Source organism: Burkholderia seminalis (assembly GCF_001718535.1).
In the GTDB taxonomy this organism is placed as follows: Bacteria; Pseudomonadota; Gammaproteobacteria; order Burkholderiales; family Burkholderiaceae; genus Burkholderia; species Burkholderia seminalis.
Genome location: NZ_CP013398.1, coordinates 249,605 through 275,156, shown reverse-complemented (window position 1 = coordinate 275,156; position 25,552 = coordinate 249,605). Strand labels below are relative to the sequence as shown.

At 68.2% G+C, this 25,552-nt stretch carries 27 protein-coding genes and 1 tRNA gene; 13 read left to right on the top strand and 15 right to left on the bottom strand.

Translation table 11 applies throughout. The features are described from left to right. Positions 1–19 precede the first annotated feature (19 nt). The gene (locus WJ12_RS01185; protein ID WP_049030686.1) at positions 20–658 is read right to left on the bottom strand and encodes a LysE family translocator; all 639 of its coding nucleotides are present in this window, start codon (positions 656–658) and stop codon (positions 20–22) included. A gap of 76 nt (positions 659–734) precedes the next feature. Then, entirely contained in the window at positions 735–1,604 is an 870-nt protein-coding gene (locus tag WJ12_RS01180) for an NAD(P)-dependent oxidoreductase (protein ID WP_034188035.1), read from the bottom strand. A 96-nt stretch (positions 1,605–1,700) separates the two neighbouring features. Here WJ12_RS01180 and WJ12_RS01175 point away from each other — a divergent pair, with 96 nt between their 5' ends. Beyond that, entirely contained in the window at positions 1,701–2,471 is a 771-nt protein-coding gene (locus WJ12_RS01175) for a Mut7-C RNAse domain-containing protein (RefSeq protein ID WP_059559340.1), read from the top strand. Between the two features lie 81 nt (positions 2,472–2,552). Here WJ12_RS01175 and WJ12_RS01170 read toward each other — a convergent pair whose 3' ends face one another. Further along, complete coding sequence (locus tag WJ12_RS01170; RefSeq protein ID WP_006494172.1) at positions 2,553–2,786, bottom strand: hypothetical protein; 234 nt, start codon at positions 2,784–2,786, stop codon at positions 2,553–2,555. 359 nt (positions 2,787–3,145) lie between these two features. Between WJ12_RS01170 and WJ12_RS01165 the strand changes: the two genes are divergently transcribed. From WJ12_RS01165 to WJ12_RS01150, 4 genes are read left to right on the top strand one after another with little or no spacing between them, the layout of a single operon-like run. Continuing rightward, a complete protein-coding gene (locus tag WJ12_RS01165; protein WP_059559343.1) occupies positions 3,146–4,351 on the top strand; it encodes an efflux RND transporter periplasmic adaptor subunit in 1,206 nt (401 codons plus the stop codon). A 5-nt stretch (positions 4,352–4,356) separates the two neighbouring features. Next, positions 4,357–5,055, top strand: a complete 699-nt coding sequence (locus tag WJ12_RS01160) for an ABC transporter ATP-binding protein (RefSeq protein ID WP_059559346.1) — start codon at positions 4,357–4,359, stop codon at positions 5,053–5,055. Between the two features lie 21 nt (positions 5,056–5,076). Next, positions 5,077–6,231: an ABC transporter permease gene (locus WJ12_RS01155; RefSeq protein WP_034188039.1), complete on the top strand. Its 1,155-nt coding sequence runs from the start codon at positions 5,077–5,079 to the stop codon at positions 6,229–6,231. Between the two features lie 8 nt (positions 6,232–6,239). Further along, positions 6,240–7,406 carry an ABC transporter permease gene (locus WJ12_RS01150; protein ID WP_034188040.1) on the top strand — a complete coding sequence of 389 codons (1,167 nt, stop codon included), beginning with the start codon at positions 6,240–6,242 and terminating at the stop codon, positions 7,404–7,406. A gap of 19 nt (positions 7,407–7,425) precedes the next feature. Here WJ12_RS01150 and WJ12_RS01145 read toward each other — a convergent pair whose 3' ends face one another. Then, positions 7,426–8,757 (bottom strand): carotenoid oxygenase family protein, encoded by a 1,332-nt coding sequence (locus WJ12_RS01145; RefSeq protein WP_034188041.1) that lies wholly within the window; start codon positions 8,755–8,757, stop codon positions 7,426–7,428. Positions 8,758–8,772: 15 nt separating this feature from the next. Beyond that, the gene (locus WJ12_RS01140; protein ID WP_034188042.1) at positions 8,773–9,399 is read right to left on the bottom strand and encodes a DUF2239 family protein; all 627 of its coding nucleotides are present in this window, start codon (positions 9,397–9,399) and stop codon (positions 8,773–8,775) included. A gap of 466 nt (positions 9,400–9,865) precedes the next feature. On the opposite strand from WJ12_RS01140, the gene WJ12_RS01135 reads away from it, so the two are divergent. From WJ12_RS01135 to WJ12_RS01125, 3 genes are all read left to right on the top strand, one after another. Further along, on the top strand, positions 9,866–11,206 hold the full coding sequence (locus WJ12_RS01135) for an MFS transporter (protein WP_059559349.1): 1,341 nt from the start codon (positions 9,866–9,868) through the stop codon (positions 11,204–11,206). A gap of 62 nt (positions 11,207–11,268) precedes the next feature. Then, complete coding sequence (locus tag WJ12_RS01130; RefSeq protein WP_059559536.1) at positions 11,269–12,666, top strand: enolase C-terminal domain-like protein; 1,398 nt, start codon at positions 11,269–11,271, stop codon at positions 12,664–12,666. Between the two features lie 126 nt (positions 12,667–12,792). Then, positions 12,793–13,104, top strand: coding sequence for a hypothetical protein (locus WJ12_RS01125; RefSeq protein ID WP_059559539.1), 312 nt, complete (start codon positions 12,793–12,795; stop codon positions 13,102–13,104). Positions 13,105–13,171: 67 nt separating this feature from the next. On the opposite strand, the gene WJ12_RS01120 is transcribed toward WJ12_RS01125, so the two are convergent. The 5 genes from WJ12_RS01120 to WJ12_RS01100 form a co-directional block, all read right to left on the bottom strand. Beyond that, a tRNA-Ala gene (locus WJ12_RS01120) sits at positions 13,172–13,247 on the bottom strand. A gap of 65 nt (positions 13,248–13,312) precedes the next feature. Next, positions 13,313–13,660, bottom strand: a complete 348-nt coding sequence (locus WJ12_RS01115; RefSeq protein WP_404824023.1) for a c-type cytochrome — start codon at positions 13,658–13,660, stop codon at positions 13,313–13,315. Positions 13,661–13,671: 11 nt separating this feature from the next. Then, positions 13,672–14,472: a BON domain-containing protein gene (locus WJ12_RS01110; RefSeq protein WP_049030150.1), complete on the bottom strand. Its 801-nt coding sequence runs from the start codon at positions 14,470–14,472 to the stop codon at positions 13,672–13,674. A gap of 17 nt (positions 14,473–14,489) precedes the next feature. Next, on the bottom strand, positions 14,490–15,074 hold the full coding sequence (locus WJ12_RS01105) for an SIS domain-containing protein (RefSeq protein ID WP_059559351.1): 585 nt from the start codon (positions 15,072–15,074) through the stop codon (positions 14,490–14,492). Positions 15,075–15,200: 126 nt separating this feature from the next. Beyond that, entirely contained in the window at positions 15,201–15,629 is a 429-nt protein-coding gene (locus WJ12_RS01100) for a YraN family protein (protein WP_175028547.1), read from the bottom strand. Positions 15,630–15,675: 46 nt separating this feature from the next. Here WJ12_RS01100 and rsmI point away from each other — a divergent pair, with 46 nt between their 5' ends. Next, positions 15,676–16,554 (top strand): 16S rRNA (cytidine(1402)-2'-O)-methyltransferase, encoded by an 879-nt coding sequence (gene rsmI, locus WJ12_RS01095; protein WP_034188058.1) that lies wholly within the window; start codon positions 15,676–15,678, stop codon positions 16,552–16,554. A 92-nt stretch (positions 16,555–16,646) separates the two neighbouring features. On the opposite strand, the gene WJ12_RS01090 is transcribed toward rsmI, so the two are convergent. Beyond that, positions 16,647–17,258 (bottom strand): septal ring lytic transglycosylase RlpA family protein, encoded by a 612-nt coding sequence (locus tag WJ12_RS01090; protein ID WP_034188059.1) that lies wholly within the window; start codon positions 17,256–17,258, stop codon positions 16,647–16,649. A gap of 655 nt (positions 17,259–17,913) precedes the next feature. Between WJ12_RS01090 and WJ12_RS01085 the strand changes: the two genes are divergently transcribed. From WJ12_RS01085 to WJ12_RS01075, 3 genes are all read left to right on the top strand, one after another. Next, positions 17,914–18,558: an MBL fold metallo-hydrolase gene (locus WJ12_RS01085; RefSeq protein ID WP_059559357.1), complete on the top strand. Its 645-nt coding sequence runs from the start codon at positions 17,914–17,916 to the stop codon at positions 18,556–18,558. Continuing rightward, complete coding sequence (locus WJ12_RS01080; RefSeq protein WP_049030364.1) at positions 18,555–19,214, top strand: 3'-5' exonuclease family protein; 660 nt, start codon at positions 18,555–18,557, stop codon at positions 19,212–19,214. The genes WJ12_RS01085 and WJ12_RS01080 overlap by 4 nt, the downstream gene beginning before the upstream one ends. Positions 19,215–19,293: 79 nt before the next feature. Next, the gene (locus WJ12_RS01075) at positions 19,294–19,764 is read left to right on the top strand and encodes an Lrp/AsnC family transcriptional regulator (protein WP_006477376.1); all 471 of its coding nucleotides are present in this window, start codon (positions 19,294–19,296) and stop codon (positions 19,762–19,764) included. Between the two features lie 51 nt (positions 19,765–19,815). On the opposite strand, the gene WJ12_RS01070 is transcribed toward WJ12_RS01075, so the two are convergent. The 3 genes from WJ12_RS01070 to WJ12_RS01060 form a co-directional block, all read right to left on the bottom strand. Beyond that, a complete protein-coding gene (locus WJ12_RS01070) occupies positions 19,816–20,973 on the bottom strand; it encodes a cation diffusion facilitator family transporter (RefSeq protein ID WP_059559360.1) in 1,158 nt (385 codons plus the stop codon). Positions 20,974–21,215: 242 nt separating this feature from the next. Then, complete coding sequence (locus WJ12_RS01065; RefSeq protein WP_006491875.1) at positions 21,216–21,509, bottom strand: H-NS histone family protein; 294 nt, start codon at positions 21,507–21,509, stop codon at positions 21,216–21,218. Between the two features lie 356 nt (positions 21,510–21,865). Beyond that, positions 21,866–22,525 carry a HugZ family pyridoxamine 5'-phosphate oxidase gene (locus WJ12_RS01060; RefSeq protein WP_059559362.1) on the bottom strand — a complete coding sequence of 220 codons (660 nt, stop codon included), beginning with the start codon at positions 22,523–22,525 and terminating at the stop codon, positions 21,866–21,868. Between the two features lie 225 nt (positions 22,526–22,750). On the opposite strand from WJ12_RS01060, the gene WJ12_RS01055 reads away from it, so the two are divergent. Continuing rightward, positions 22,751–23,968: an MFS transporter gene (locus WJ12_RS01055; protein ID WP_034188064.1), complete on the top strand. Its 1,218-nt coding sequence runs from the start codon at positions 22,751–22,753 to the stop codon at positions 23,966–23,968. A 104-nt stretch (positions 23,969–24,072) separates the two neighbouring features. Here the strand turns inward: WJ12_RS01055 and WJ12_RS01050 are convergent, their stop codons facing one another. After that, positions 24,073–25,215, bottom strand: a complete 1,143-nt coding sequence (locus WJ12_RS01050) for a branched-chain amino acid ABC transporter substrate-binding protein (RefSeq protein WP_034188065.1) — start codon at positions 25,213–25,215, stop codon at positions 24,073–24,075. Between the last annotated feature and the right edge of the window lie 337 nt (positions 25,216–25,552).

Below are 25,552 nucleotides of genomic sequence, written 5' to 3'. Positions count from 1 at the left end.
GAATCAGGTCGGGTCGAAATCAGTGACGCACGAGCGCCATCATCGCGCCGAAGCCGACGAACAGCCCGCCCGTCAGCCGGTTGAACACCTTCGCGACGCTCTGGCTCTTCAGCGTCGTGCCGATGCGCGTGCCGAACGACGCGTAGACGAGATACCAGCTCACCTCGATCACCGCGAACGTGACGACGAGGATGCCGAATTGCGGCAGCGTCGGCTCGGCCGCGTTGATGAACTGCGGCAGCAAGGCGGCCGCGAACAAGATCGCCTTCGGGTTGCTGCCCGCGACCAGGAAACCGTTGCGGAACAGCGTCCCGCGCGATGCGGCCGCCGTCTGGCCCGCCGCCGGCTCGGCGCCGGCCGCCGGGACATCGTCGGCACGCGCGCGCCATGCCTTCACGCCGAGGTAGATCAGGTAAGCCGCACCCGCGAAGCGCAGCGTGTTGAACATCGCCGGCCACGCCTCGAGCACCGCGCCGAGGCCCGCCGCCGACACCGACAGCATCAGCACCAGCGCGCTCAGGCAACCGGCCATCGTCGACGCCGAGCGGCGCAGCCCGTGGCGCGCGCCGTGCGTCATCACGAGCAGCATGTTCGGGCCCGGGATCGCCGATACGACGAACACCGTCGCCACGAAAAGCCACCACGTATGCAGGTTCATGACCGCCTCTGAATGTAGGGAATGCAGGGAAAACGAAATGCCGATTATGCCGCGAGCATGGCGCTTCTGTCGCGCGTCAGCGGCCGGCGCGGCGCAGCGCGACCTCGCCGAGCACCGCGAAATCCTGGTCGCCGCCGCCATGCGCGAGCGCGTCGAGCAGGCTGTCGCGCACGACGCTCGCCACCGGCAGCGGCACCGACGTCGCGTCGCCGGCTTCCAGCGCGAGGCGGACATCCTTCAGCCCGAGGCGCGCCTTGAAGCGCGCGGGCTCGTAGCGCCGCTCCGCGATCATCGAGCCGTAGCCCTCGTAGACCGGCCCCGGAAACACGCTGTTGGTGATCACGTCGAGGAAGTCGCGCATCGCGACGCCGTGCGCGCCCAGCAGCGCCGACGCCTCGCCGAGCGTCTCGATCGCCGACGCGAGCGTGAAGTTCGCGGCGATCTTCGCGACGTTCGCGTGCTGCGGCAGCGAGCCGAACCGCCAGGTCTTCTGGCCGATCGCGTCGAACAGCGGCTGCACGCGGTCGATCGCCTCGGCCGGGCCGCCGGCCATGATCGTCAGGCGTGCGGCGGCGGCCACGTCGGGCCGCCCCATCACCGGCGCGGCGACGTAGTCGATACCGCGCGACGCGTGCGCGTGCGCGAGCGATTCGGCGAGCGCGACCGACACCGTCGCCATGTTGACGTGGATCAGCCCGCGCGGCGCCTGCGCGAGCAGCGCGTCGTCGAACACCGCGCGCGCGGCAGCATCGTCGCCGAGCATCGAGAACACCGCGTCGCCGCGAAACGCATCGGCCGGGGTGTCGACGATCTGCGCGCCGAACGCCGCGAGCGGCTCGGCGCGCTCGCGCGACCGGTTCCAGACCCGCACCGTGTGGCCCGCCTTCAGCAGGTTCGTCGCGATCGCCTGCCCCATTTCGCCCAGCCCGATAAACCCGAGATCCATTGCCCGCTCCTTCGCTCCGTGAAGCCGCGAGTTAAACACAGATGCCGGCCGTCTGCAGCGCCTGCCGCCGGCCGGGCGCGGTGCGATACTGCACGGATGGCGACCGCGACCTTCCGCTTCCATGGCGAACTGAACGCGTTTCTCCCGCGCGCGCGGCGCGACCGCGCGTTCGGGCGCGCCTGCGCGCGCGACGCGACGGTGAAGCATGCGATCGAGGCGCTCGGTATCCCGCATACCGAAATCGGCCGGCTTTGCGTGAACGATCTGCCCGCCGCGCTCGACCGGCCGCTTTGCGACGGCGACCGCGTCGAAGCCTTTCCGGAACGCGCCCGGCCGGCGGCGAACGGGGCCACCGCGCCGCCGCCGGTGCCGTGGCGCTTCGTCGCCGACGCGCATCTCAGCGGCCTCGCTCAGTTGCTGCGCCTCGCCGGCTTCGACACCTGCTACGACAACCACTACCGCGACGACGAACTCACGGCGCTGGCCGAGCGGGAGGGCCGGATCGTGCTGACGCGCGACCGCGAGCTGCTCAAGCGGCGCGCGGTCGTGCGCGGCTGCTACCTGCATGCGCTGCAGCCGGCCGACCAGTTGCGCGAGCTGTTCGAGCGGCTCGATCTCGCGCCGCACATGCGGCCGTTCCGGCTGTGCCTGCGCTGCAATGCGCCGCTGCACCCGCTCGACGCGGCCGCCGCCGCGCCGCGCGTGCCGGACGGGGTCCGGCAGCGGCACCGGCGCTTCGCCGCGTGCGACGTGTGCCGGCGCGTGTTCTGGGAAGGCTCGCACTGGCGGCGCATGCGTGCGGTGGTCGACGCGATGCGTACGCCGTCACGGCCATCGCCACTGCCGTCCGGCGAACGCGGCGCCTGAAAAAACAAAACCCCGCATGCCGGAGCATGCGGGGTTGTTCGACGGACGGCCGGCTACGCCTGCCGTCCCCAGGCAGCGTGCTTAGTTCTGCGTGCCTGCGTCGTTCGTGCCGGCGGCCGATGCGGCTGCAGCCTTCGCCTGGCCCTTCTTCGAACCGTGGTGCTTCAGCTGGTGCTTCGGCTTGCTGTGATCCTTCTTGGCCGGTGCCGGAGCGGCTGCCGACGTGTCGGCTGCCGGCGCGGACGCCTGTGCGAATGCCGAAACCGATGCGAGCGCGAATGCCGCGGCGATGATCGAAGCGAGCGTCTTCTTCATTGTTCTTCCTTTAGCGGAGAAAAAATCAAACGTACCGGTAAGTAAAGATGCGAGGCATTCGCATCGGAGCCCCAGGCCGCGAGGCCGGCTTTCGCCGGTCCGCCGCGACAAAACCTGACGCACTGGTTCCATAACGCATCGTGTTCGCGGCAAGTTGACACGTTGCTTGCACCTTCGGGTTTCCCCGGGGGCCGGCTCGTCGTCCCGCGCCGGCGAGCCGCTCCGGCTGCCGCCGCGTCGCGCCGCAAACCGGCTCGCGCACCGTCGGGGCGGCGCTTATACTGGCGTCCATCCGTCCCTTTCCCCGGAAACCGGATCGCGGCCGGTCGCCAAACCGCCGCCGTCTCGAGGCGCTCAAATTGCCCGATCACAATCTGGACAAACTGAAAATCGACCGGCGTCCGATCGCACCGGCGCCCCGCCGGCGCCGGTGGGTCCGCTTGGCGGCCGCCGCCGCGGCCGTCGTCGTCGCGATCGCCGCCGGCATCGCGCTCAGCGGCCGGCCGACGGTCGAAACCACGTCCGTCACGTCCGCCTACCCGTACCAGAACGACACGCAGCTCAATGCGACCGGCTATGTCGTGCCGCAGCGCAAGGCCGCGGTCGCGTCGAAGGGCCAGGGGCGCGTCGAATGGCTCGGCGTGCTCGAAGGCACGCGCGTGAAGAAGGACGACATCATCGCGCGCCTCGAAAGCCGCGACGTGGAAGCGTCGCTCGCGCAGGCGCGCGCGCAGGTGCAGGTCTCCCGCGCCAACCTCGGCGTGGCGCTGGCCGAGCAGAAGGACGCCGAAATCGCGCTGCGCCGCACCGCCGCGCTCGCGCCGAAGGGCGCCGTGCCGGCCGCGCAGCTCGACATCGACACGGCCCGCGTGAACAAGGCGCGCGCGTCGGTCGGCAGCGACCAGGCGGCGATCGCGTCGGCCGAAGCGAATGCGCAGGCCGCGCAGGTCGCGGTCGACCAGACGGTGATCCGCGCGCCGTTCGACGGCATCGTGCTGGCGAAGCACGCGAACGTCGGCGACAACATCACGCCGTTCTCGTCCGCGTCGGACAGCAAGGGCGCGGTCGTGACGATCGCCGACATGGACACGCTCGAGGTCGAGGCCGACGTCGCCGAATCGAACATCGCGAAGATCCGCGCCGAGCAGCCGTGCGAGATCCAGCTCGACGCGCTGCCCGACATGCGCTTCGCGGGCCGCGTGTCGCGCATCGTGCCGACCGTCGACCGCTCGAAGGCCACCGTGCTCGTGAAGGTGCGTTTCGTCGACCGCGACGAGCGCGTGCTGCCCGACATGAGCGCGAAGATCGCATTCCTGTCGAAACCCGTGTCGGCGCAGGACCGGCAGCCCGTCACGGCCGTGCAGGCGAGCGCGGTGGTCGAGCGCGACGGACGGCCGGTCGTGTTCGTCGTGAAGGACGACACCGTGCACGCGGCGGCCGTGACGCGCGGCCTGCGGATCGGCGAACTGGTGGCGATCCGCGGCGTGAAACCCGGCGACACGGTCGTGCTCGCACCGGGCGCGAAGCTGAAGGACGGCGCGAAAGTGACCGTCGCGAAGAAGTAGCGCGCGTGAACGACGCACCGCCGCCCCTCGTCGAGATCAGCCACGTCGCGAAGTCGTACCGGCGCGGCAACCAGATCGTGCCCGTGCTGACCGACATCACGCTCGACATCGGCGCAGGCGACTTCGTCGCGCTGATGGGGCCGTCGGGCTCCGGCAAGAGCACGCTGCTGAACCTGGTGGCCGGCATCGACCGGCCCGACAGCGGCGAGCTGCGCGTCGGCGGCCTCGACATCTCGCAGCTCGCGGAGGCGCAGCTCGCCGAATGGCGCGCGGCGAACGTCGGCTTCATCTTCCAGTTCTACAACCTGATGCCGGTGCTCACCGCGTTCGAGAACGTCGAGCTGCCGCTGATGCTCACGCACCTGTCGCGCCGCGAGCGGCGCGAGCGCGTCGAGCTCGTGCTCGACATGGTGAACCTCGGCGACCGGACCAGCCACTATCCGTCCGAGCTGTCGGGCGGCCAGCAGCAGCGCGTCGCGATCGCCCGCGCGCTGATCACCGATCCCGTGCTGATCGTCGCCGACGAGCCGACCGGCGACCTCGACCGCGCGTCGGCCACCGACGTGCTCGCGATGCTGCAGCGGATGAACGCCGAGCTCGGCAAGACGATCATCATGGTGACGCACGACGCGCATGCGGCCGGCGCCGCCCAGTCGCTCGTGCATCTGGAAAAAGGGGAGCTGATCGATGGGCACGCCGGCTGAGCGGCGGCGGGAGCGCGCGCGATGTACGTGCTGAAGCTGATCGCACGCAACGCGCTGCGCCACCGGCTGCGCACGCTGCTGACCGTGCTCGGGCTGACCATCGCCGTACTGGCGTTCGGGCTGCTGCATACGGTGGTCGACGCGTGGTACGCGGGCGCGGCCGCCGCGTCCAGCGGGCGGCTCGTCACGCGCAACGCGATCTCGCTGGTGTTTCCGCTGCCCGTCAGCTACGAGAACCGGATCCGCGGCGTCGACGGCGTGACGGCCGTGGTCCGCTCGAACTGGTTCGGCGGCATCTACCGCGACCCGAAGAACTTCTTCGCGAGCTTCGCGGTGTCGGACAACTACCTCGACCTGTATCCGGAATTCATCATCCCGGCGCAGCAGCGCGCCGACTACGACCGCGACCGCCGCGGCTGCCTCGTCGGCCGCCAGCTCGCCACGCAGTTCGGCTTCAAGATCGGCGACGTGATCCCGTTGAAGGGCACGATCTATCCCGGCACGTGGGATTTCGTCGTGCGCGGGATCCTCGACGGCCGCGACGACTCGACGATCACGCGCCAACTGGTGTTCCACTGGGATTACCTGAACGAGACGGTGCGCCAGCGCACGCCGAAGCAGGCCGACCAGGTCGGCGTGTTCGTGCTCGGCGTCGCGAACCCCGACGACGGCGCGTCGATCGCACGCAACGTCGACGCGGTGTTCAAGAACTCGCTCGCCGAGACGCTGACCGAGACCGAGCAGGCGTTCCAGCTCGGCTTCGTCGCGATGTCGAACCAGATCATCGCGGCGATTCGCCTCGTGTCCTACGTGGTGATCCTGATCATCATGGCCGTGATGGCCAACGCGATGGCGATGAGCGCGCGCGAACGCACGGCCGAGTACGCGACGCTGAAGGCGCTCGGCTTCGGCCCCGGCTTTCTCGCGCTGCTCGTGTTCGGCGAATCGGTCGTGATCGCGCTGGCCGGCGGCGGCCTCGGGATCCTCGCGACACCGCCCGCCGCAAGCCTGTTCAAGCAGGCGGCAGGCGGCATCTTCCCGGTGTTCAGGGTGTCGGCCGGGACGGTCGCGCTGCAGGCCGCGTGCTCGGTCGCGGTCGGCCTCGCGGCCGCGCTCGTGCCGGCGTGGCAGGCCGCACGCGTGCGCGTCGTCGAAGGCCTGCGGGCGATCGGGTAACGACGCGCATGGCGATCCCGCTCACCTACATCGCGCGCAACCTGTGGACCCGGCGCCTCACCACCGCGCTCACCGCCGGCGGGATGGCGCTCGTGATCTTCGTGTTCGCGACCGTGCAGATGCTCGACGCGGGGCTCACGCAGACGCTCGTGTCGACCGGCGAAGCCGACAACGCGGTGGTGATCCGCAAGGGCGCCGAGACCGAGATCCAGAGTTCGATCGACCACCAGCAGGCCAACGCGCTCGAGATGCACCCGGCCGTCGCGCTCGGCCCCGACGGCCGGCCGCTCGTGTCGAGGGAAGCGGTCGTGCTGATCTCGCTCGTGAAGACGTCGAGCGGCAAACCGTCGAACGTCGTGATCCGCGGCGTGTCGCCGGCCGGGCTCGCGCTGCGCCCGCACGTGAAGCGCGTGGCCGGCCGGATGTTCGCGCCGGGCTCGTCGGAGATCGTCGTCGGCAGCGCGATCGCGAAAGGCTTCAGCGGCACGCAGCTCGGCGACAGCCTGCATTTCGCGCAGCGCGACTGGACCATCGTCGGCATCTTCGACGCGGGCGGCAGCGGTTTCGATTCGGAAATCTGGGGCGACGTCGACCAGCTGATGCAGTCGTTCCGGCGCACCAGCTATTCGTCGATGGTGCTGCGCATCCCGGGCGCCGACGGCTTCGCGCGCTTCAAGGCCGACATCGACGTCGACCCGCGGCTGACCGACGAGGCGAAACGCGAGCAGACGTTCTACGGCGACCAGTCGAAGTCGCTGTCGACGTTCATCAACATCCTCGGCATCACGCTGTCGACGATCTTCTCGATCGCCGCGATGATCGGCGCGATGATCACGATGTATGCGTCGGTCGCGAACCGCGTGGCCGAGATCGGCACGCTGCGCGCGCTCGGCTTCAAGCGCAGGAACGTGCTCGCCGCGTTCCTGCTCGAAGCGCTGCTGCTCGGCTTCGTCGGCGGCGTCGCGGGGCTCGCGTGCGCGTCGCTGATGCAGTTCGCGTCGTTCTCGACCACCAACTTCCAGACCTTCTCGGACCTGTCGTTCCGCTTCGTGCTGACGCCCGCGATCGTCGTGAAGACGCTGCTGTTCTCGCTCGTGATGGGGCTCGTCGGCGGGTTCCTGCCGGCGATGCGCGCCGCGCGGCTGAAGATCGTCGACGCGCTGCGCGCGCAGTGACGCGCGCCGCCGCTCACGTTCAACGCTCGCGCGGTACCCATGCGCCGTGGAACCCGGCCGGCACGCGGCGCGGCAGGTGCACGGTCGCGACCGGCTCGTCATCGATCGCGCGCGCATCGAGGATCACCACGTCGCTCGTATCGGTCGCCGCGCGGTAGACCATCACCAGCAGCCAGCCGTCGTCCTCGTCGGTGCCGCCCGGGCGCGGCACGAACACCGGCTCGCCGTTCTGGTCGCCGGGCGGCACGGCGTAATGCGTCGTCGTGCCGCGCGCGTGATCGAAGCGCATCACGCCGCGCATTTCCGCGTTGTTCGGCTGCTCGACCGCATACAAGTAGCGGTAGCGGCGCCCCGTCCGGCTGTCGTTGATGCGCGGCAATTCGATGCCGCCGTCGGCGAGCGGCCCTTCGTCGACCAGCCCGTTCGCCGTGTCGATCACGTAGCGCCACAGCTCGCCGACCGGGTTGTCGGCGAAGCGGCCCGTGCGCGCATCGAGCCGCAGGAACGACGGATAGCGCACCGCGTCGAGCACGATGCACGACGCGTCGCAGTCGTATGCGTTTACGACGTGCTGGATGAAGCACGGCTCGACACCGAACCAGCGCACGGCGCCGCCGTGCCGCGGCATCACGCCGATGCGCGCGGGCCGGTCGTCGTGCCAGCGCAGCGGCATCCGGTGGCCCTGCTTCAGCAGCGAGAAGTCGTAGCCGACGTTCAGGTCGAGCAGCAGGCTGCGGGTTTCGGTGATCGCGAGGTCGTGCATCATCGACGGCGCATTCAGGTCGATTTCGACGTCGACGTGCTGCACGCCGTGCGCGTCGATCACGCCGTAGCGCAGCCAGGGCGCGCGCCAGTCCGCACGGAACGCGATCAGTTCGCCGGTCACCGGATCGACCTTCGGATGCGCGGTCATTCCGCCGCCGAAGCCCGCGTGCCGCGCCGCCGCGCCGAGCGAATCGAGCGCGGGCGTGATCGCGAGGGGCGCGCCGCCCTCGGCCAGCGCGAGCAATTCGCCCGCATGCTGCAGCACGTTCACGTTCGGATTGGTGTCGGACAGATGCGGCACCTGCCCCGGCGCATGCACGGCGGCCCAGCGCTGCGTGCGCGCCCAGCGGTTCCGGTAGCCGGTCGCGCGGCCACGGTCGAACGCGATCGCGTGCAGCATCGCGGCTTCCGGCCACCACGACAGCATGTCGTTGCCTTCGAAGCGGCCGCCCGGCGGATTCGGGCCGTTGCGCAGCAACGTGCCGTCGAGTTCGCGCGGGATGGCGCCCGTCACGCGCAGGTCGACGACATCGACTTCGTCGGCGACCGGCGCGATCGCGCCGTGGTTCAGGTCGAATGCGGTCATCGCGTCGGCGCTCCGTCAGCAGTCTTCGGCGGACGGCGGCAGGTCGCCGCGCGCCAGCGCGAGCGCGTGGTCGCGCACATCGTCCGGCCAGCCGGCAACCAGTTCGGCCAGCCGCGCCGGCTCGTTCGCGTACAGCGCCCGCGCAGCTTCCTCGAAACCGGGCAGGTCGCCCGCCATCGCCGACATGAAGTGATAGGCGCGCGCCTGCGCGTCGCGGTGCCGGTCGGCCGCCGCATGCGTGCGCCGCGCGTCCTCGACCAGCTTGCGCAGCGCGACCGACGCGCCGCCCGGCTGCGCGCCGAGCCATTCCCAGTGACGCGGCAGCAGCGTGACTTCACGCGATACGACGCCGAGCTTCGGCCGGCCGCGGCCGCGCTGCTCGCCCGCGCCTGCCGACGCGCCGGCGGCGCCGGGCACGTCGCCCGACGGCGGCGCATAGCGCACGCGGATGTCGTCGTCCGTGCCCCGCAGGTCGAGGTCGATCGAGCGGCCCGTCGCGTCGTCGAAGATCAGGATCGTGCCGTGCGTCGCGTCGCCGGCCGCCTGCCGGACCGCGAGCGCAACTGTCGCGAGCGGGCCCGACGCGAGCCGCCGGTGGCCGTCGAAGGCCGTGTACGAAGGAAGAAGCGTGGAGGTTGTCATCGTGGTCGCCCGCAGGCCGGGATCAGAATGGCGCTATTTTTATCCGGGTATTAATTGGATGTCAATATTATCCGGGTAAAAATTTGACAGCAGCGCCCCCCTCGGGCGACCACGGCGCCGGTCAGGCCGCCCGGACGGGCAACCAGGGCGGCTGCAACGCGACGGCGACACCGCCGACGGCGCTCCGCGCTGGCGTCCGGCACGCTCGTGCGCGTGCTGCCCGGCTGGCGCGGACGACGCGCGCGCTGGACCGATCGCCGGACCGATCGATTCAAATGCTGAATCGATCAAGTCAGCAATTGGCATGAAAGCGAAGTTTTCGACATGACAGAATGGCCCGGACGCCTTGCCCGACTCGGCGCCCGGTGCCCTGCCTCCGGCCGGCGGCACCCATACGACAACATCACGCGCGCGCCGACGCGCCCGCCGCACGACGGCACCTTCCGTCCTTCGGAGGAGACAAGTCATGAATCCGCTTCACGCGCTGCCGGCGTCCGCGTCGGCAACGGTCCGGCGCACGCGCGTGCGCTGGCTCGTGCTGGCCGTCCTGTTCGCGGTCACGACAATCAACTACGCGGACCGCGCGGCGATCGCGATCGCGGGCCCGAGCCTTGCCCGCGCGCTGCACCTGAGCCACGTGCAGATCGGCTTCATCTTCTCCGCGTTCGGCTGGTCGTACGTGGTCGCGCAACTGCCGGGCGGCTGGCTGCTCGACCGCTACGGGTCGCGCATCGTCTACGCGTTCAGCATCTTCTTCTGGTCGCTGTTCACGCTGCTGCAGGGCGCGATCGGTTTCTTCGGCGGCGCGGCCGCGTTCGCGCTGCTGTTCGGGCTGCGCTTCCTCGTCGGCGCGGCCGAGGCGCCGTCGTTCCCGGCCAACAGCCGGATCGTGTCCGCGTGGTTCCCGGCTGCCGAGCGCGGCACCGCGTCCGCGATCTTCAACGCCGCGCAGTACGCGGCGACCGTCGTGTTCGCACCGCTGATGGGCTGGCTCGTGCACGCGTTCGGCTGGCAGTCGGTGTTCGCGGTGATGGGCGTGCTCGGTTTCGCGTTCGTCATGGTGTGGAACCGCACGATGTACGACCCGAAGGACCACCCGAACGTCAACCGCGCGGAACTCGACTACCTCGCCGAAGGCGGCGCGCTCGTCAACATCGACCAGGCGACGGGCGGACGCGACGGCGGCCCGTCGATGCGTCACGTGAAGGCGCTGCTGAAGAACCGGATGCTGATCGGCGTGTACGTCGCGCAGTACTGCATCAACGCGCTCACCTATTTCTTCATCACGTGGTTTCCCGTCTATCTCGTGCAGGCGCGCGGGATGTCGATCCTCAACGCGGGGCTCGTCGCGTCGATCCCCGCCGTGTGCGGGTTCCTCGGCGGGATTCTCGGCGGCGTCGTGTCCGACGCGCTGCTCAAGCAGGGCCGGTCGCTGTCGGTCGCGCGCAAGGTGCCGATCGTGGCCGGCATGCTGCTGTCGATGTCGATGATCGTCTGCAACTACACCGATTCGCACGTGCTCGTCGTGCTGTTCATGGCGCTGTCGTTCTTCGGCAAGGGGCTCGGCGCGCTCGGCTGGGCGGTCAACGCCGACACCGCGCCGCGCCAGATCGCCGGGCTGAGCGGCGCGCTGCTCAACACCTGCGGCAACCTCTCCAGCATCACGACGCCGATCGCGATCGGCTACATCGTCGACCGCAGCGGCTCGTTCAATGGCGCGCTCGTCTATGTCGTCGCGCACGCGCTCGTCGCCGTGATCTGCTACCTGTTCGTCGTCGGCGAGATCCGCCGCGTCGAGCTTCAATGAACGGCGCGGGCCGCGCCGGCGCGTCCGGCGGCCCGCGCCCCCCCGGAACCAGGAGCGAACCGATGTCCGAACCCAGCCGCGCGGGCACGCCGCGCGTCACGCGCATGCAGGTGATTCCCGTCGCCGGCCGCGACAGCATGCTGCTCAACCTGTGCGGCGCGCACGCGCCGTACTTCACGCGCAACCTGGTGATCCTCGACGACAGCAGCGGGAATACGGGCGTCGGCGAAGTGCCGGGCGGCGAAGGCATCCGCCACGCGCTCGAGCGCATGACGGATCTCGTGGTCGGCCAGTCGATCGGCCGCTACCAGGCGACCCTCAACGCGGTGCGTGCGGCGCTGTCCGGCGCGGGTGCCGGGGCGGGCCGCACGATCCGGCACGAGGTGACGTCGGCCGGCGAGGCCGCGGTGCTGCGGCAGCCGCACGAGATCAACCTGCGGCTCGACAACGTGATCACCGCGATCGAGGCCGCGCTGCTCGACCTGCTCGGCCAGCACCTCGACGTGCCGGTCGCGGCGCTGCTCGGCGAAGGCCAGCAGCGCGAAGCGGTGCCGATGCTCGCGTACCTGTTCTATATCGGCGACCGGCGCCGCACCGACCTGCCGTATCGCGACGAGGCGCATGCGGCGAACGCGTGGTTCCGGCTGCGCAACGAAACGGCGCTCGCGCCGGCCGACATCGCGCGGCAGGCCGAAGCCGCGGTCGACCGCTACGGCTTCGCCGATTTCAAGCTGAAGGGCGGCGTGATGGCCGGCGCCGACGAGCTGGAAGCGATCGCGGCGATCAAGGCGCGCTTCCCCGATTCGCGCGCGACGCTCGACCCGAACGGCGCGTGGTCGCTCGACGAAGCCGTCGCGCTGTGCCGTGGGCAGGGCCACCTGCTCGCGTATGCGGAAGATCCGTGCGGGCCCGAAGGCGGCTATTCGGGCCGCGAGGTCATGGCCGAATTCCGCCGCGCGACGGGGATCCCGACCGCGACCAACATGATCGCGACCGACTGGCGGCAGATGGATCACGCGGTGCGGCTGCAGGCGGTCGACATCCCGCTCGCCGACCCGCATTTCTGGACGATGCAGGGCTCGGTGCGGCTCGCGCAGCTGTGCCGCGACTGGGGGCTCACGTGGGGGTCGCACTCGAACAACCACTTCGACGTGTCGCTCGCGATGTTCACGCACGCGGCGGCCGCCGCGCCCGGCACGATCACCGCGATCGATACGCACTGGATCTGGCAGGAAGGCGACGCGCGGCTCACGCGCGAGCCGCTCGCGATCGTCGGCGGCAAGGTGGCCGTGCCGGAACGGCCGGGGCTCGGGATCGAGCTCGACATGGCGCAGATCGAGGCGGCGCATGCGTTGTACAACGCGGTGGGCGGCACCGCGCGGGATGACGCGGTCGCGATGCGCTATCTGGTGCCGGGGTGGGCTTACGATCCGAAGCGGCCGAGTTTCGGGCGGGGGTGAGGGGAAGGCGGGATGACGGGTGGCGGTTGCCAAATGCCGAAAACGGCCGCATCCTGCCGGCTGCCCGGATCGGCCCGCGCGGCGGATGGTCGGGCGCTCCCGCTCATCCGCGAAAGAACGCTCTCCATGACGTCATCCGATCCGACACTTCGGCAAATCATCGTCTTCATGCTGTATTCGGTGTTGTGTCTGCCGGCGAGCGTGACCGTCGCCAGCTATGTCGCAGCTCGGATTACGCGCAACGTATCGAATTTCGAAGGCGGTGCCGGTTACGCAGCGCTATGGTGGGTCATCCTGCTGACCTGCGCGTTCTATGCGCTATCGATAGTCGTCGGCGCGCTGCTGCGGAAAAGAACGGCGATTCTCGCGGTCGTTACGGTGGGGGCGGCCGTGTTGTCGGTGCCGACGTTCCGGTTGGTTCAGGATCTGGCGACGTAGTCCGCCGGCTATCGGACCCGCAAAAACAAAAAGGCCCGATCTCGCGATCGGGCCTTTCGAATTCCGTTGGTGGAGCGGAGGAGGATCGAACTCCCGACCTTCGCATTGCGAACGCGACGCTCTCCCAGCTGAGCTACCGCCCCAACAGTCGACCATCATACACACGCATTTCTGCGCTTGGCAATAGGGGTTACATCCCCCTAAAGCGTTACTTTGACGGCGCGCCGGCCAGCACCCATTCGACCACCGAACGGACATCGGCGTCGGTCATGCGCGGATGCGCGGGCATCGGAATCGCGCCCCAGACGCCCGAACCGCCGTCCTTCACCTTCTTCGACAGCTTCGCGACGGCCTGCGGATCGGACTTGTAGCGCGCGGCAATATCCTTGAACGACGGGCCGACGAGCTTGCGGTCGACCGCGTGACAGCCCATGCAGGCGTTGCTGCGCGCAACCTTCAGGCCATCGCCGACGTCCGCGTGCGCTGCGCCCAGCGTGCCGACCACGAGCGCCGCGCCGGCGGCGCCCTGCACCATCCACTGTTTCATCTGCTTCATCCGCGCGCCCTTCATTGCGCCGGCGCCTTCGGGTTGCCCGGGTGCACGCTCGACGAATTCGAGATCGGGGCGGGCGACTGCAGCGGCGCGGACTGCACCGACGCGTCGGGTACCGCGCCGACCGTCGCGCTGTCCGCCGGCGCGGCGGCAGCCGACACGCCGGATGCGCCGCTCGCGGGCGATGCGGCCTGCAGCGCCTGCGCGTCCTGCGGCTTCACGTACTGGAACACCTTCACGACCTTCTCGACGCCCGGCACCTGGCTCGCGGCTTCCGCGCCGCGATTGCCTTCGTCCACCGTCACGAGGCCCATCAGGTAAAGGTTGCCGCGTTCGCTGACGACCTTGTAGTAGTTCGCCGAGATGCCCTTCGTCGCGATCAGCTCGGACTTCACGCGCCCTTCGAGATACGAGTCGTTCGCGCGCGACGACAACGACGACGCCGGCTCGACCGACAGCTCGTTGACGATGCCGTTCACGTTGTTGATGCCGCGCACGATTTCCTCGGCGCGCTGCTTCGACGCATCGTTCGGCACTTCACCCGTCAGCAGCACGCGGCGGTTGAACACCGTCACGTTCACGTGCGACTGGTCCGGCAGCCCGTTGTTGATCTGCGAAAGCGCCTTGACCTGGATCTCGCGGTCCTCCGTCTGCGCGCCGAGCGTCCGGCGATCGGTCGCGATCAGCGCGCCGCCGCCGGCCGCTGCACCCACGACTCCGAGCACACAACCCTGCAGCGACACGGCGAGGCCCGCCGTCAGCGCGGCGAGCAGCGTGGTTCTGACGAGCGTCTGTTTGACGCGGCTTTGATTCATCGACGGCTCTCCTTCGTTCAATCCTCACCCAGCAGCATCGCGTCGATGCCGTCGCACAGGCAGTGGATGGTCAGCAGATGGACTTCGTGGATGCGTGCCGCGCGAACGGCGTGCACGCTGATCGGAATATCGGTATCGGACAGCGCGGCCGCGACTGCATGGCCATTGCCGCCCGTCAGCGCGACGACGGTCATCTCGCGCTCGTGCGCCTCGTCGATCGCCGCCAGCACGCGCGGCGACGCGCCACCCGCATCGAGCACCAGCAGGATGTCGCCGGTCTGGCCGAGCACGCGCACCTGCTGCGCGAACAGCTGCTCGGCGGCCGCCGCCCCCATGAGGCCGGCCTGCGACGCATCGGTGGCCAGCGCGATCGCCGGCAGGCCCGGACGCTCGCGCTCGAAGCCGCCGACGAGCGACGCGGCGAGATACTGCGCGGCAGCAGCCGACGGGCCGTCACCGCACGCGACGATCTTGTTGCCGTTCGCCAGCGCGGCGAACATCGCATCGACCGCGGCTGCGATCGGCAACGACAGCGCGTCGGCCGCTTCAGCGTGAAGCGCGGCGCTGTCGTGGAATTGTTGCTGAATACGTTCGACTGACATCGATTCCTGGTGAACTGGGCGCGTGGCACATTTCGCGCGACATCGTGGGTGCGGCGAGTTTACCGTACTCCGGCACCCTCTCCGGGGGTCCGGCAAGAACTCTTTACATCTCGTCACACGTCGCGGCTACGCATCGTCGGTACGAAATGCGTCGCGCAGCCACGCGAGCCGGCCGGCCTCGAACGCGACGACATCGAACCGGCACGCGGCACCGGCACCGTGCCGCGCCCAGAACTGCAGCGCCGCCGCCACGAGGCGCCGCCGCTTGCGCCAGCCGACGCTCGCGGCCGCGCCGCCGTGCCGGACACTGCGCCGTGCGCGCACCTCGACGAACACGAGCATGCCGTCGGGCTCGCGCATCACGAGATCGAGCTCGCCGCCGCGCATCGTCACGTTCGCCGCGACGAACCCGAGGCCGCGGCGCTCGAGAAACTGCCGCGCGCGCTGCTCGAACGCCGCACCGACCGGTTTGGATCGTGCCGCGCCGGAAAAGTTGTCGCCCGCGTGCGGCAATCCGCGCCCGTCGCCCGGGCTGGCCGGCGCCGCGTGGCACAATGCCGACCTTGTTCCGCTTGCGCCGCGATTGCGTGCATTGCCTGCCATGACTGCCCTCCTCGAACTCGCGCACACGCAGCACTACCCGGACGCCGCGCTTTACGTGGTCGCCACGCCGATCGGCAATACGGCCGACATCACGCTGCGCGCGCTGCACGTGCTCGGCCTCGCCGACCGCATCGCGGCCGAAGACACCCGCAACACCGGCCAGCTGCTCGCCCGCTACGGGATCTCGAAGCCGCTCCTGGCCGTGCACGAACACAACGAACGCGAAGCCGCGCAGCGCGTGATCGAACTGCTGCGTGGCGGCGAACGCGTGGCTTACGTCTCGGACGCCGGCACGCCCGGCATCTCGGACCCCGGCGCGCGGCTCGTCGACGCGGTGCGCGAGGCCGGCTTCGCGGTGATCCCGCTGCCGGGCGCGAGCGCGGCCGTGACCGCGCTGAGCGTGGCCGGCGACTGGGCCGGCGCGTTCACGTTCGCGGGCTTCCTGCCGCCGAAGGCCAAGCAGCGCGCCAGCGCGCTGCAGGCGCTGGTGTCGCACCCGTATGCACTGGTGTTCTACGAAGCGCCGCACCGGATCGCCGAAACCGTCGCCGCGCTCGCCGATGCATTCGGCCCCGCGCGCCGGCTGCTGATCGCGCGCGAACTCACCAAGCTACACGAGCAGCTGTTCCAGGGCACCCTGTCCGAAGGACAGACCTGGCTGGCCGGCGATGCGAACCGGCAGCGCGGCGAGTTCGTGCTGGTCGTCGAAGGCGCGCCGGCGTCGAGCGGCGAAGCCGACGACACCGCGCACGACGCGCTGCTCAGGCTGCTGCTGGAAGAAGTGCCGGTGAAGAGCGCGGCCAAGCTCGCGGCCGCGCTGACGGGCGCATCGCGCAACACGCTGTATGCGCGTGCGCTCGCGCTGAAGGAAGGCTGACGCGGAACGACGCCGCGCCGAAACGACAAAGGGCTGCCGGAAGGCAGCCCTTTGTACTTGATGCTCGACGCGTGAGCGGACGAACCGCCGCGTTACTTCGCCGAGATCGACGCGAGCATTTCGTCGCGCGCCTCGCGCGCTTCCTGCGGCGACAGCCCCTCGATCTTCACGCGGCCCGTGCCGGCATGCACGAGGCCGATCAGCTTGGCAGCGGCATACGACAGGTCGAGCACACGGCCGCGCTTGAACGGCCCGCGATCGTTGACCTTCACGACGACCCACTTGCCGGTCGACGCATTCGTCACCTTGATGTACGACGACAGCGGCAGCGTGCGGTGCGCGGCGGTAAGCGCGTTCATGTTGAAGCGCTCGCCGTTCGCGGTGCGGCGGCCGTGGAAATCCCGCCCGTACCACGAAGCGCGGCCCGTCTGGCGGAAGTCGGATACATCCTTGCCGTCGATCGGCTCGGCGTCGGCCAGCGACGGCTTCTTCGCGTCCTTGCTGTCCGCGGCCGGCAGCGATGCCAGCGCGGAATCGAAATTGAGCGGCTGCTTGTCGTCGTCCGCCTTGGCGGCCGCGGCCGTCTTGTCGACCGCCTTCTTCTGGTTCACGCTGCCGGTGGTCTGGCTGGATGGCACCGCGCAGCCCGTCAGCGCAAAAAACAATGCAATGGTTCCGAATCGACTCGGAAAACGTAAATTCATCGACGTGTCGCCTTCTGGTTCGGGCCGCTCCGATACAACGCTGCTTCACAACGCAGATACGCGGCCCGGACGGCAAATGCGTGCACGCCCCGCTCGGATGCGAGCAGGCGGCTAGCATGGGCGCGGCTTTCGTCTATGCCGCAACCGTCCTGATTAGTTTTCACGTCTGGCGCAACCTGTCCCCAACAGCCTGACCAGACCCCACATGCCGCCATCGAACATGGCTCCACGTTCGCGCGCGTCGATACGACCAACGCACAGGAACGGCGGCACAGGCCTCATCCGGCGGCGCGGCAGCAGGGCCGCAGGCGGGCGCGCAGCACCCGGCCGGACAAGACGTGAGCACCGAATGCTCGGTGCTGGATACACCGCCGGACTCCCCGGCGGCTGATGCTTGACGGTGAATCGGACGCCTCTTTTAACGGGGCCGAAACACCAGCGAATGGCGTGAAATTCACGCGCAATGGGGCGCATTATACATAAATCAAAACGCCATCTCGAAAAGCACCCCCGACGGACCATTGATTCTCACTATGGCTGTAACAATCGACATGCTCCGGGAATGCCCTCACCCGCGCGCCGCGGCACGCGTCGCACGAGCGGCAGGCGGCGCGCGCGACCGGTACAATCGCTCCTTTTAGCCGCCGGTGCCTCCATGAAAGTCACGCTCATTCCGGTCACGCCGTTCCAGCAGAACTGCTCGCTGCTCGTCTGCGAGAAAACGGGCCGTGCCGCCGTCGTCGATCCGGGCGGCGATCTCGACCGGATCCAGCAGGAAGTCGCGCGGCAGAACGTGCAGGTCGAGAAGGTGCTGCTCACGCACGGGCACATCGATCACTGCGCGGGCGCGAAGACGCTCGCGACGCACTACGGCGTGCCCATCGAGGGGCCGCAGGAAGAAGAACGCTTCTGGATCGAGAAGCTGCCGATGCAGAGCGAGCGCTTCGGCTTTCCGGCCGCCGACACCTTCGAGCCCGACCGCTGGCTGAACGACGGCGACACCGTGCAGTTCGGCGACGAGACGCTCGAGGTCTATCACTGCCCGGGCCACACGCCCGGCCACGTCGTGTTCTTCAGCCGCGCACACCGCATCGCGATCGTCGGCGACGTGCTGTTCGCGGGCTCGATCGGCCGGACCGATTTCCCGCGCGGCAACCACGAGGATCTCGTCCGTTCGATCAAGGAGAAGCTGTGGCCGCTCGGCGACGACGTCACGTTCGTGCCGGGCCACGGCCCGGTGTCGACGTTCGGCGACGAGCGCCGCACGAACCCGTTCGTGTCAGACAAGGTATTCGGATGAACCAGACCGCCATCCCGGAAATCTACGTCAGCACCGACGTCGAGGCCGACGGCCCGATTCCCGGCCCGCACTCGATGCTGAGCTTCGCGTCGGCCGCCTATACCGAGGACAAGCAGCTGATCGCGACGTTCTCGGCCAACCTCGAGACGCTGCCCGGCGCGCAGGCGCACCCGGTGCAGGAAGCGTGGTGGAAGACCGAACCGGAAGCCTGGGCCGCGTGCCGGCGCGACCTGCAGGCGCCCGAGGCGGCGCTGGTCGCGTACGTCGACTGGGTCGAGGCGCTGCCCGGCAAGCCCGTGTTCGTCGCGATGCCGGCCGGCTTCGATTTCACGTTCATGTTCTGGTACATGATGCGCTTCGCGGGACGTTGCCCGTTCTCGTGGTCCGCGCTCGACATCAAGACGCTCGCGTTCGCGATGACGGGCCTGCCGTACCGCAAGGCGATCAAGCCGCGCTTTCCGAAGCACTGGTTCGACGACCATCCGCACACGCACGTCGCGCTCGACGACGCGATCGAGCAAGGCGCGCTGTTCTGCAACATGCTCGCCGACCTGCGCCGCCAGCAGGCCGCGCTCGCCGGCCTCGCCGTATCGGACACCGATCGGTCGGAGCGCGCGGGGGCGGGACAAAATCCCACGGATCCGCGAGCAAATTAGCGAATCTCGCTCACCAGCGCCACGCCAGATTGCCTTTCCTTTCCCGGCCCTCTAACATTCAGCATGTTGTTGCTGCCGCATGGAGGCGCAGGTGACGCTCGATTCCTTTTCGCAAAAAATCCTTCGCCTGTTGCAGCTCGACGCGCGCCGTTCCGTTCAGGAAATTTCCGACCAGGTCGGCCTGTCGAGCACGCCGTGCTGGCGCCGCATCAAGGACATGGAACAGTCGGGCGTGATCCAGCGCTACACGGCGCTGCTCGATCGCGAGAAGCTCGGCCTGCACGTCTGCGCGCTCGCGCACGTGCACCTGACACGCCACAACGAAGGCGGCGTCGAGCAGTTCGAGCGCGAGATCGCGACCTGCCCGGAAGTCACCGAGTGCTACAGCACGACGGGCGAAGCCGATTACATCCTCAAGATCGTCGCGCCGGACATCAAGGCATACGACGTGTTCCTGCACGAGCGCATCTTCAAGATCCCCGCCGTGTCGCAGGTGCGCACGAGCGTCGTGCTGCGCGAGATCAAGTTCGACACGCAACTGCCGCTGTAACGCGCGGGCCGGCCCGGCCGGTGCGCGGCGTGCGCGGCCGCCGGCCGCCGGTCACGCACGCGCGGGCATCGCGCGCGTGAAGCCGATCCGGCGCGCGCCGAACTCGCGCTCCAGCGCACCGACGTCGAGCCGGCCGGCCAGCGCCGCATCGGTATCGTGCGGATCGCTGACGAGCGTCACATCGATCTCGAGCCCCGTACTCAGGTAATGCAGGTTGATCGCCGCTGCCTGCAGCCCGCGCTGCGCGAGCGCGGCCTCGAGCCGTGCCGCGATCTCGCCGCGCGGCGGCAGCGCGAGCGCCGGACGGCGCGCCGCGTCGTTCTCCGGATCGACATGGATCAGCGCGTCGAGCACGCGCGGGTCGGACAGCACACGCGCACGCGCGGTTTCGGCAATGTAGTGCCCTTCGGATACGGAAATCTTCGGATCGACGAGGATGTGCGCGTCGACGAGCGCGGCATCGCCCATCTTGCGCGTGCGCAGGTCGTGCACGTCGCGTACGCCGGGCGTCGCCGCGAGCAGCGCGCGGATCTCGGCCGTATCGCCCATATCGAGCGCGCGGTCGGACAGGTCCTGCAGCGCGTCATAGCCGAACGTCCAGCCCATCCGCGCGACCATGAAGCCGACGATCGCGGCCGCGATCGGGTCGAGCAGCTTCACCCCGGCCAGGCTGCCGACGATGCCGATCGCGACGACCAGCGACGAGGCGGCATCCGAACGCGCATGCCATGCATTCGCGACGAGCATCGCCGAACGCACGCGCCGCGCCTCGCGCAGCATGTAGCGAAACAGCGCCTCTTTCGACACGAGTACCGTCAGCGCCACGACCAGCGCGGAAAAATGGACGGCGGGGATATTGTCGAGATTGACGAGGCGGTCGCCGGCGCGCCAGAGCATGCCGATCCCGACCGCGATCAGGATCGCGCCGAGAAACAATGATGCGACCGTCTCGTAGCGGCTATGACCGTAATTGTGGTCGGCATCGGGCGATGCGCCACTATGACGATTCGCAACCAGCACGACAAAATCCGAGATCAAATCGGATATCGAATGCACACCGTCGGCAATCAACGCCTGCGAATGCGCAATCGTACCGACGACGATCTGAAATGTGGCGAGCACCACATTCAGCACAATACTGACGAGCGTGCTCTTGCGCGCAACCGTGTGCTTATCTGCGCTCTGCGCGTCGCCGGAAAACGTGGACATGAAATATGAGATATCGGTGTGCGATACGCAATTCTATCAAACGCGCGTCGCGAACCCGCTCAATACCCGAAAATTTCTTATTCAAATCAATCGCTTATACGAACGTGTCGCATTTTCATTCACATGGCGATTATTACATTTTCATGACAATGTTTGCAGGGCGGCTGCGTCCGGAAACAAAAAAGCCGCGCTCCTGAACGGACACGCGGCTCTTTCGAAGCGCAGACGACTTAAACAAACGTTTAAATCGCAAACTGTTCGCGGTTCTTGCCTGCAATCCAGCGCGGCGGCTTGCCACGGCCCGACCACGTCGCGCCCGTTTCCGGATCGCGGTACTTCGCGGCCACGCCTGCGCGCGGACGGCCAACCTTGCCTGCCTTCGCGCGGCTGAGACCGAGTTCGGCGAGCGAAAAGCCGTAGTCGGCAATTTTCTGCTTCACGTCATTCAGCACTTCAGCGTATTCACGCGACTTCGCTTCTTCGATTTGCTTCTCCAGCTTCTCCCGCTGGGCCAGCAGGTCCTTGTAAGAAGACATAGTTTCCCTTTCTATCTGACTAATGGCGCCGGTCTGCAGCCAGCTCACCATTCATGAAATATATGTGCCTCGGATTTTCGAAGGCAGAGATTAGCACAAAAAAGATTTGATAGAAGCGAGATTCACGAAAATCCCGAGATCAATTGTAATTCGCGCATGTCATTTTGACCGGCCGCGGCCTTTTCTCAAATTTTTACGTCTCCGTACAGAGATTAGGACATTAGCGATTGCCTATTCGGACTATCAACATACGCAATTACCCTGTATTCGGGAAAATAGAAGCTTTCATCGGACGACAGCTTTGCGAAAACCACATGACGCGGTTTGCTAAACGGACAAATCACTGACCCGCGACGTCACGTCACACCGCGTGCGCATGCCGTCAGCCGGTCGCGCAGCGCGCCGAGATCGGCCGACGGCGCATCGAAGGGCGTACGCACCCGGCGGCCGTCGTATCGCCAGTCGGCGCCGTGGCAATCGACGCCGAGCAGGTCGAGCCCGTCGCGGCGCGCCTCGCCCGTCTCGTAGGCGTTCCACAGCGCCTGCTCGTCGTCGAACGCGAGCGGCGGCCGTGCATCGAGATGCGGGCCGTCGACCCAGCCCATCCGCCCGAAACCGCCGATATAGCGCAGCCGCTCGATCTCGAGCGCCCAGAACGCGAAATCGCCGAGTGCGAGATAGCGCGCGGCGTCCGGCTCGTAGCGCAGGTAGCGCGCGGCGACATGCGGATCGTCGCCGAGCGGCACGAACCGGCCGAGCAGCGTCGCACGCTCGGCGTTCAGCACGTCGCCATCCGGCGCGTCGACGACCAGGAAGCCCGCGCGCGGATCGGCGGCGAGATTGCGCGTGTGCTCGGCCAGGCCGCTGACGAGGATCACGGGCCGATGGCTTGCATCGGGTGCAAACGGGACGACCGTCGGATACGGGAAACCCTGTGGTTCGCGCGTATGAGTGGCGAGCGTGCCGAGCGCGCAACGGTGCAGCAAATGCAGCGCGAGGGCGGGATCGATGTTCAAGAGGACTCCTGCGGTCGAAGGGCGGCGCGTCGTTCATGCCGCATACGATTCGATGTTACCCGCCGGCGCGACGCGCCGCGCATCGACCGAATGGCCAATGCGGCCCGGCCGTCCGATCGTCGGCCGAACGGCAGTGCCCGGCACGATCGTAAGCGGTTCGATAGAATCGGACGATTCCGACGGACGCCGCGTGCGTCCGCGCATTTCCTCCTGGCGAGCCTTCCCGTGTCCGAATCCTCCTCCCCCGAATCGTCGTCCCCGTTCGCCGCGCCGCCCGATGCGCACCGCGTGCTGCCGCTGCCGGCCCGCCAGCGCGCGCGCACGGCGTCGATGGCGCTGTTCTTCGTCGCCGGCATGATGTACGCGTCCTGGGGCGTGCACGTGCCGACCGTGCGCGACAAGTTCGCGCTGAGCCCCGGCCTGCTGTCGATCGCGCTGTTCGCGGTCGCCGGCGGCTCGATCGCCGCGATGCTGACCATCGCGCGCTGGATCACCCGCGTCGGCTCGCGCACCGCGTGCCTCGCCGGCGGGCTCGTGATGTCCGCGTGCGCGGCGCTGATCCTCGTCGTGCCCGACTACTGGATGCTGCTCGCGGTGCTCGCGCTGTTCGGCTTCTCGATGGCCACGCTCGACGTCGCGATGAACGCCGAGGCGAGCGCGGTCGAGATCGCGCTCGGCAAGCCGATCATGTCGTCGCTGCACGGGATGTTCAGCATCGGCGGGATGGCGGGCGCGGCCGCCGGCGGCGCGCTGCTGTCGGCGGGCATGGCGCCGGCCGTGCACCTCGCACTCGCGGCGGCCGTGAGCGCGGCGGTGCTCGTGGCCGCCAGCCCGGCCGTGCTGCCGCACGTGCCGCACCACGAACACGCGCATGGCGGCGGCAACCGCTGGCGCTCGCCCGCGTTGTGGATGCTCGGCGGCATCGCGCTGATCGCACTGGTCGCCGAAGGCGCGATGTACGACTGGGCGACGGTCTACATGCGCGACGTCGTCGCGGCGAGCCCCGCGCTCGCGAGCGCCGCGTATGCGGCGTTCTCGGGCGGGATGGCTGTCGCGCGCTTCGCGGGCGACGCCGTGCGTGCGCGCTTCGGCGCGCCGCAGCTCGTATTCGCGAGCGCGTCGCTCGCATGCGCGGGGATGATCGGTGCGCTGCTGCTGCCGAATCCGGCCGCGGTGCTGACCGGCTTCACGCTGATGGGCCTCGGCCTCGCGAACATGATGCCCGTGCTGTTCGCGGCCGCCGCGCGCGTGAAGGGCATCCACGCGGCCGAAGGGCTCGCGCACGTGGCGGGGCTCGCGTATTTCGGACTGCTGTTCGGTCCGGTCGTGATCGGTGCGGTCGCGCAGGCCGCGAACCTGACGATCGGCCTGTCGGTCGTCGCGCTGTGCGCGGCACTCGTCGCGCTCGTCGCGCCGAGGGTGCTCGCCCATCTGAAGATCTGACGGTACGACGCACACCGACCCGAACGGCCCAAAGAAAACCAAAAGAAAACGCGCATGCGTTGCCGCATGCGCGTTTTCACCCCTTCTGTTGACCGCTTGTCGCGTTACATCTTCACTTCGTCGAGCAGCGACTTCTTGCCGCCCTTGTAGTTGTACAGCGAGATCACGCCGTGCTGCAGGTCGCCCTTCGAGTCGAAGGTCGTCGTGCCGATCACGCCCGAGTAGTTCGTCGTCGGCATCGCCGCGAGGATCTTCGCCGGGTCCGTCGAGTTCGCGCGCTTCATCGCGTCGACGATGATGTACACGGCGTCATACGTGAACGGTGCGTAGATCTGGATCGGCTGGCCGAAGCGCTTCTCGTACTTCGCCTTGAACGCCGCGCCGCCCGCCATCTTCTCGAGCGAGGCACCGGCTTCCGAGCACACCACGTTGTCGGTCGCATCGCCGGCCAGATCGGCCAGCTTTTCCGTGCACACGCCGTCGCCCGCGAAGATCTTCGCGCGTAGGCCGAGCTGCTTCGCCTGTTTCGCGAACGGGCCGCCGGTGGCGTCCATGCCGCCGTACATGATCGCGTCGGGGTTCTCGCCCTTGATCTTGGTCAGAATCGCGCGGAAGTCGACCGCCTTGTCGTTCGTCGCGTCATGCGACATCACCTTCAGGCCGAGCGCCTTCGCCTTCTTTTCGAACTCGTTCGCGAGACCCTGGCCGTATGCGGTCGAATCGTCGACCACCGCCACGCTCTTGATGCCCTTCGAGTGCGCGTAGTTCGCCAGTGCCGGGCCCTGTTGCGCATCGGTCGCGACCACGCGGTACGTGGTCTTGAAGCCTTGCTGCGTATAGGCCGGGTTGGTCGCCGACGGCGAGATCTGCACGATGCCCGCATCGCTGTAGATCTTCGAGGCCGGGATCGACGTGCCCGAGTTCAGGTGGCCGACCACGGCGACGACCTTGTCGTCGACGAGCTTCTGCGCAACCTGCGTGGCCTGCCGCGGGTCGGCCGCGTCATCCTGCGGGTCGAGTTGCAGCGTGATCTTCTGGCCGCCGATCGTGAGACCCTTCGCGTTGATCTCCTCGACTGCGAGACGCGCACCGTTTTCGTTGTCCTTGCCCAGGTGTGCAATGCCGCCCGTCAACGGCGCGACGTGGCCGATCTTGACGACTTGATCGGCGGACGCGTTGCTTGCAGCTGCAGCGCACAGCATTGCTGCGGCGGTGATCGGCAACAGCTTTTGCATCTTGATATTCATGTAAGTCTCCAGTTCGGTCCCAATAAACGCCATCGCCCGGTGCCCCGCTGCCATCCCTGTGTTTGCAATCACTGGACGATTCGCCGGATGCATCGTTCATGCACTTGGCCTCAAGCACGTGAAAACAGCCGCTTTTAGCAGCCGCCCCCGTCCGTACTTGCGCGCAAGTGTAGGCGATCAAATTAATTTGTGGGACTTTTTTGGGGTAGTGGTAACACTACCGATATGCGCACTTTGGAAGGGTGACTCGAATATCGCCGCAAGCCCCGCCGGATAAGGGTTTCCGCTAATTTCCGGCAGCTTCCCGACAGATCGATTCAAAAGATTCCCGGGTCAT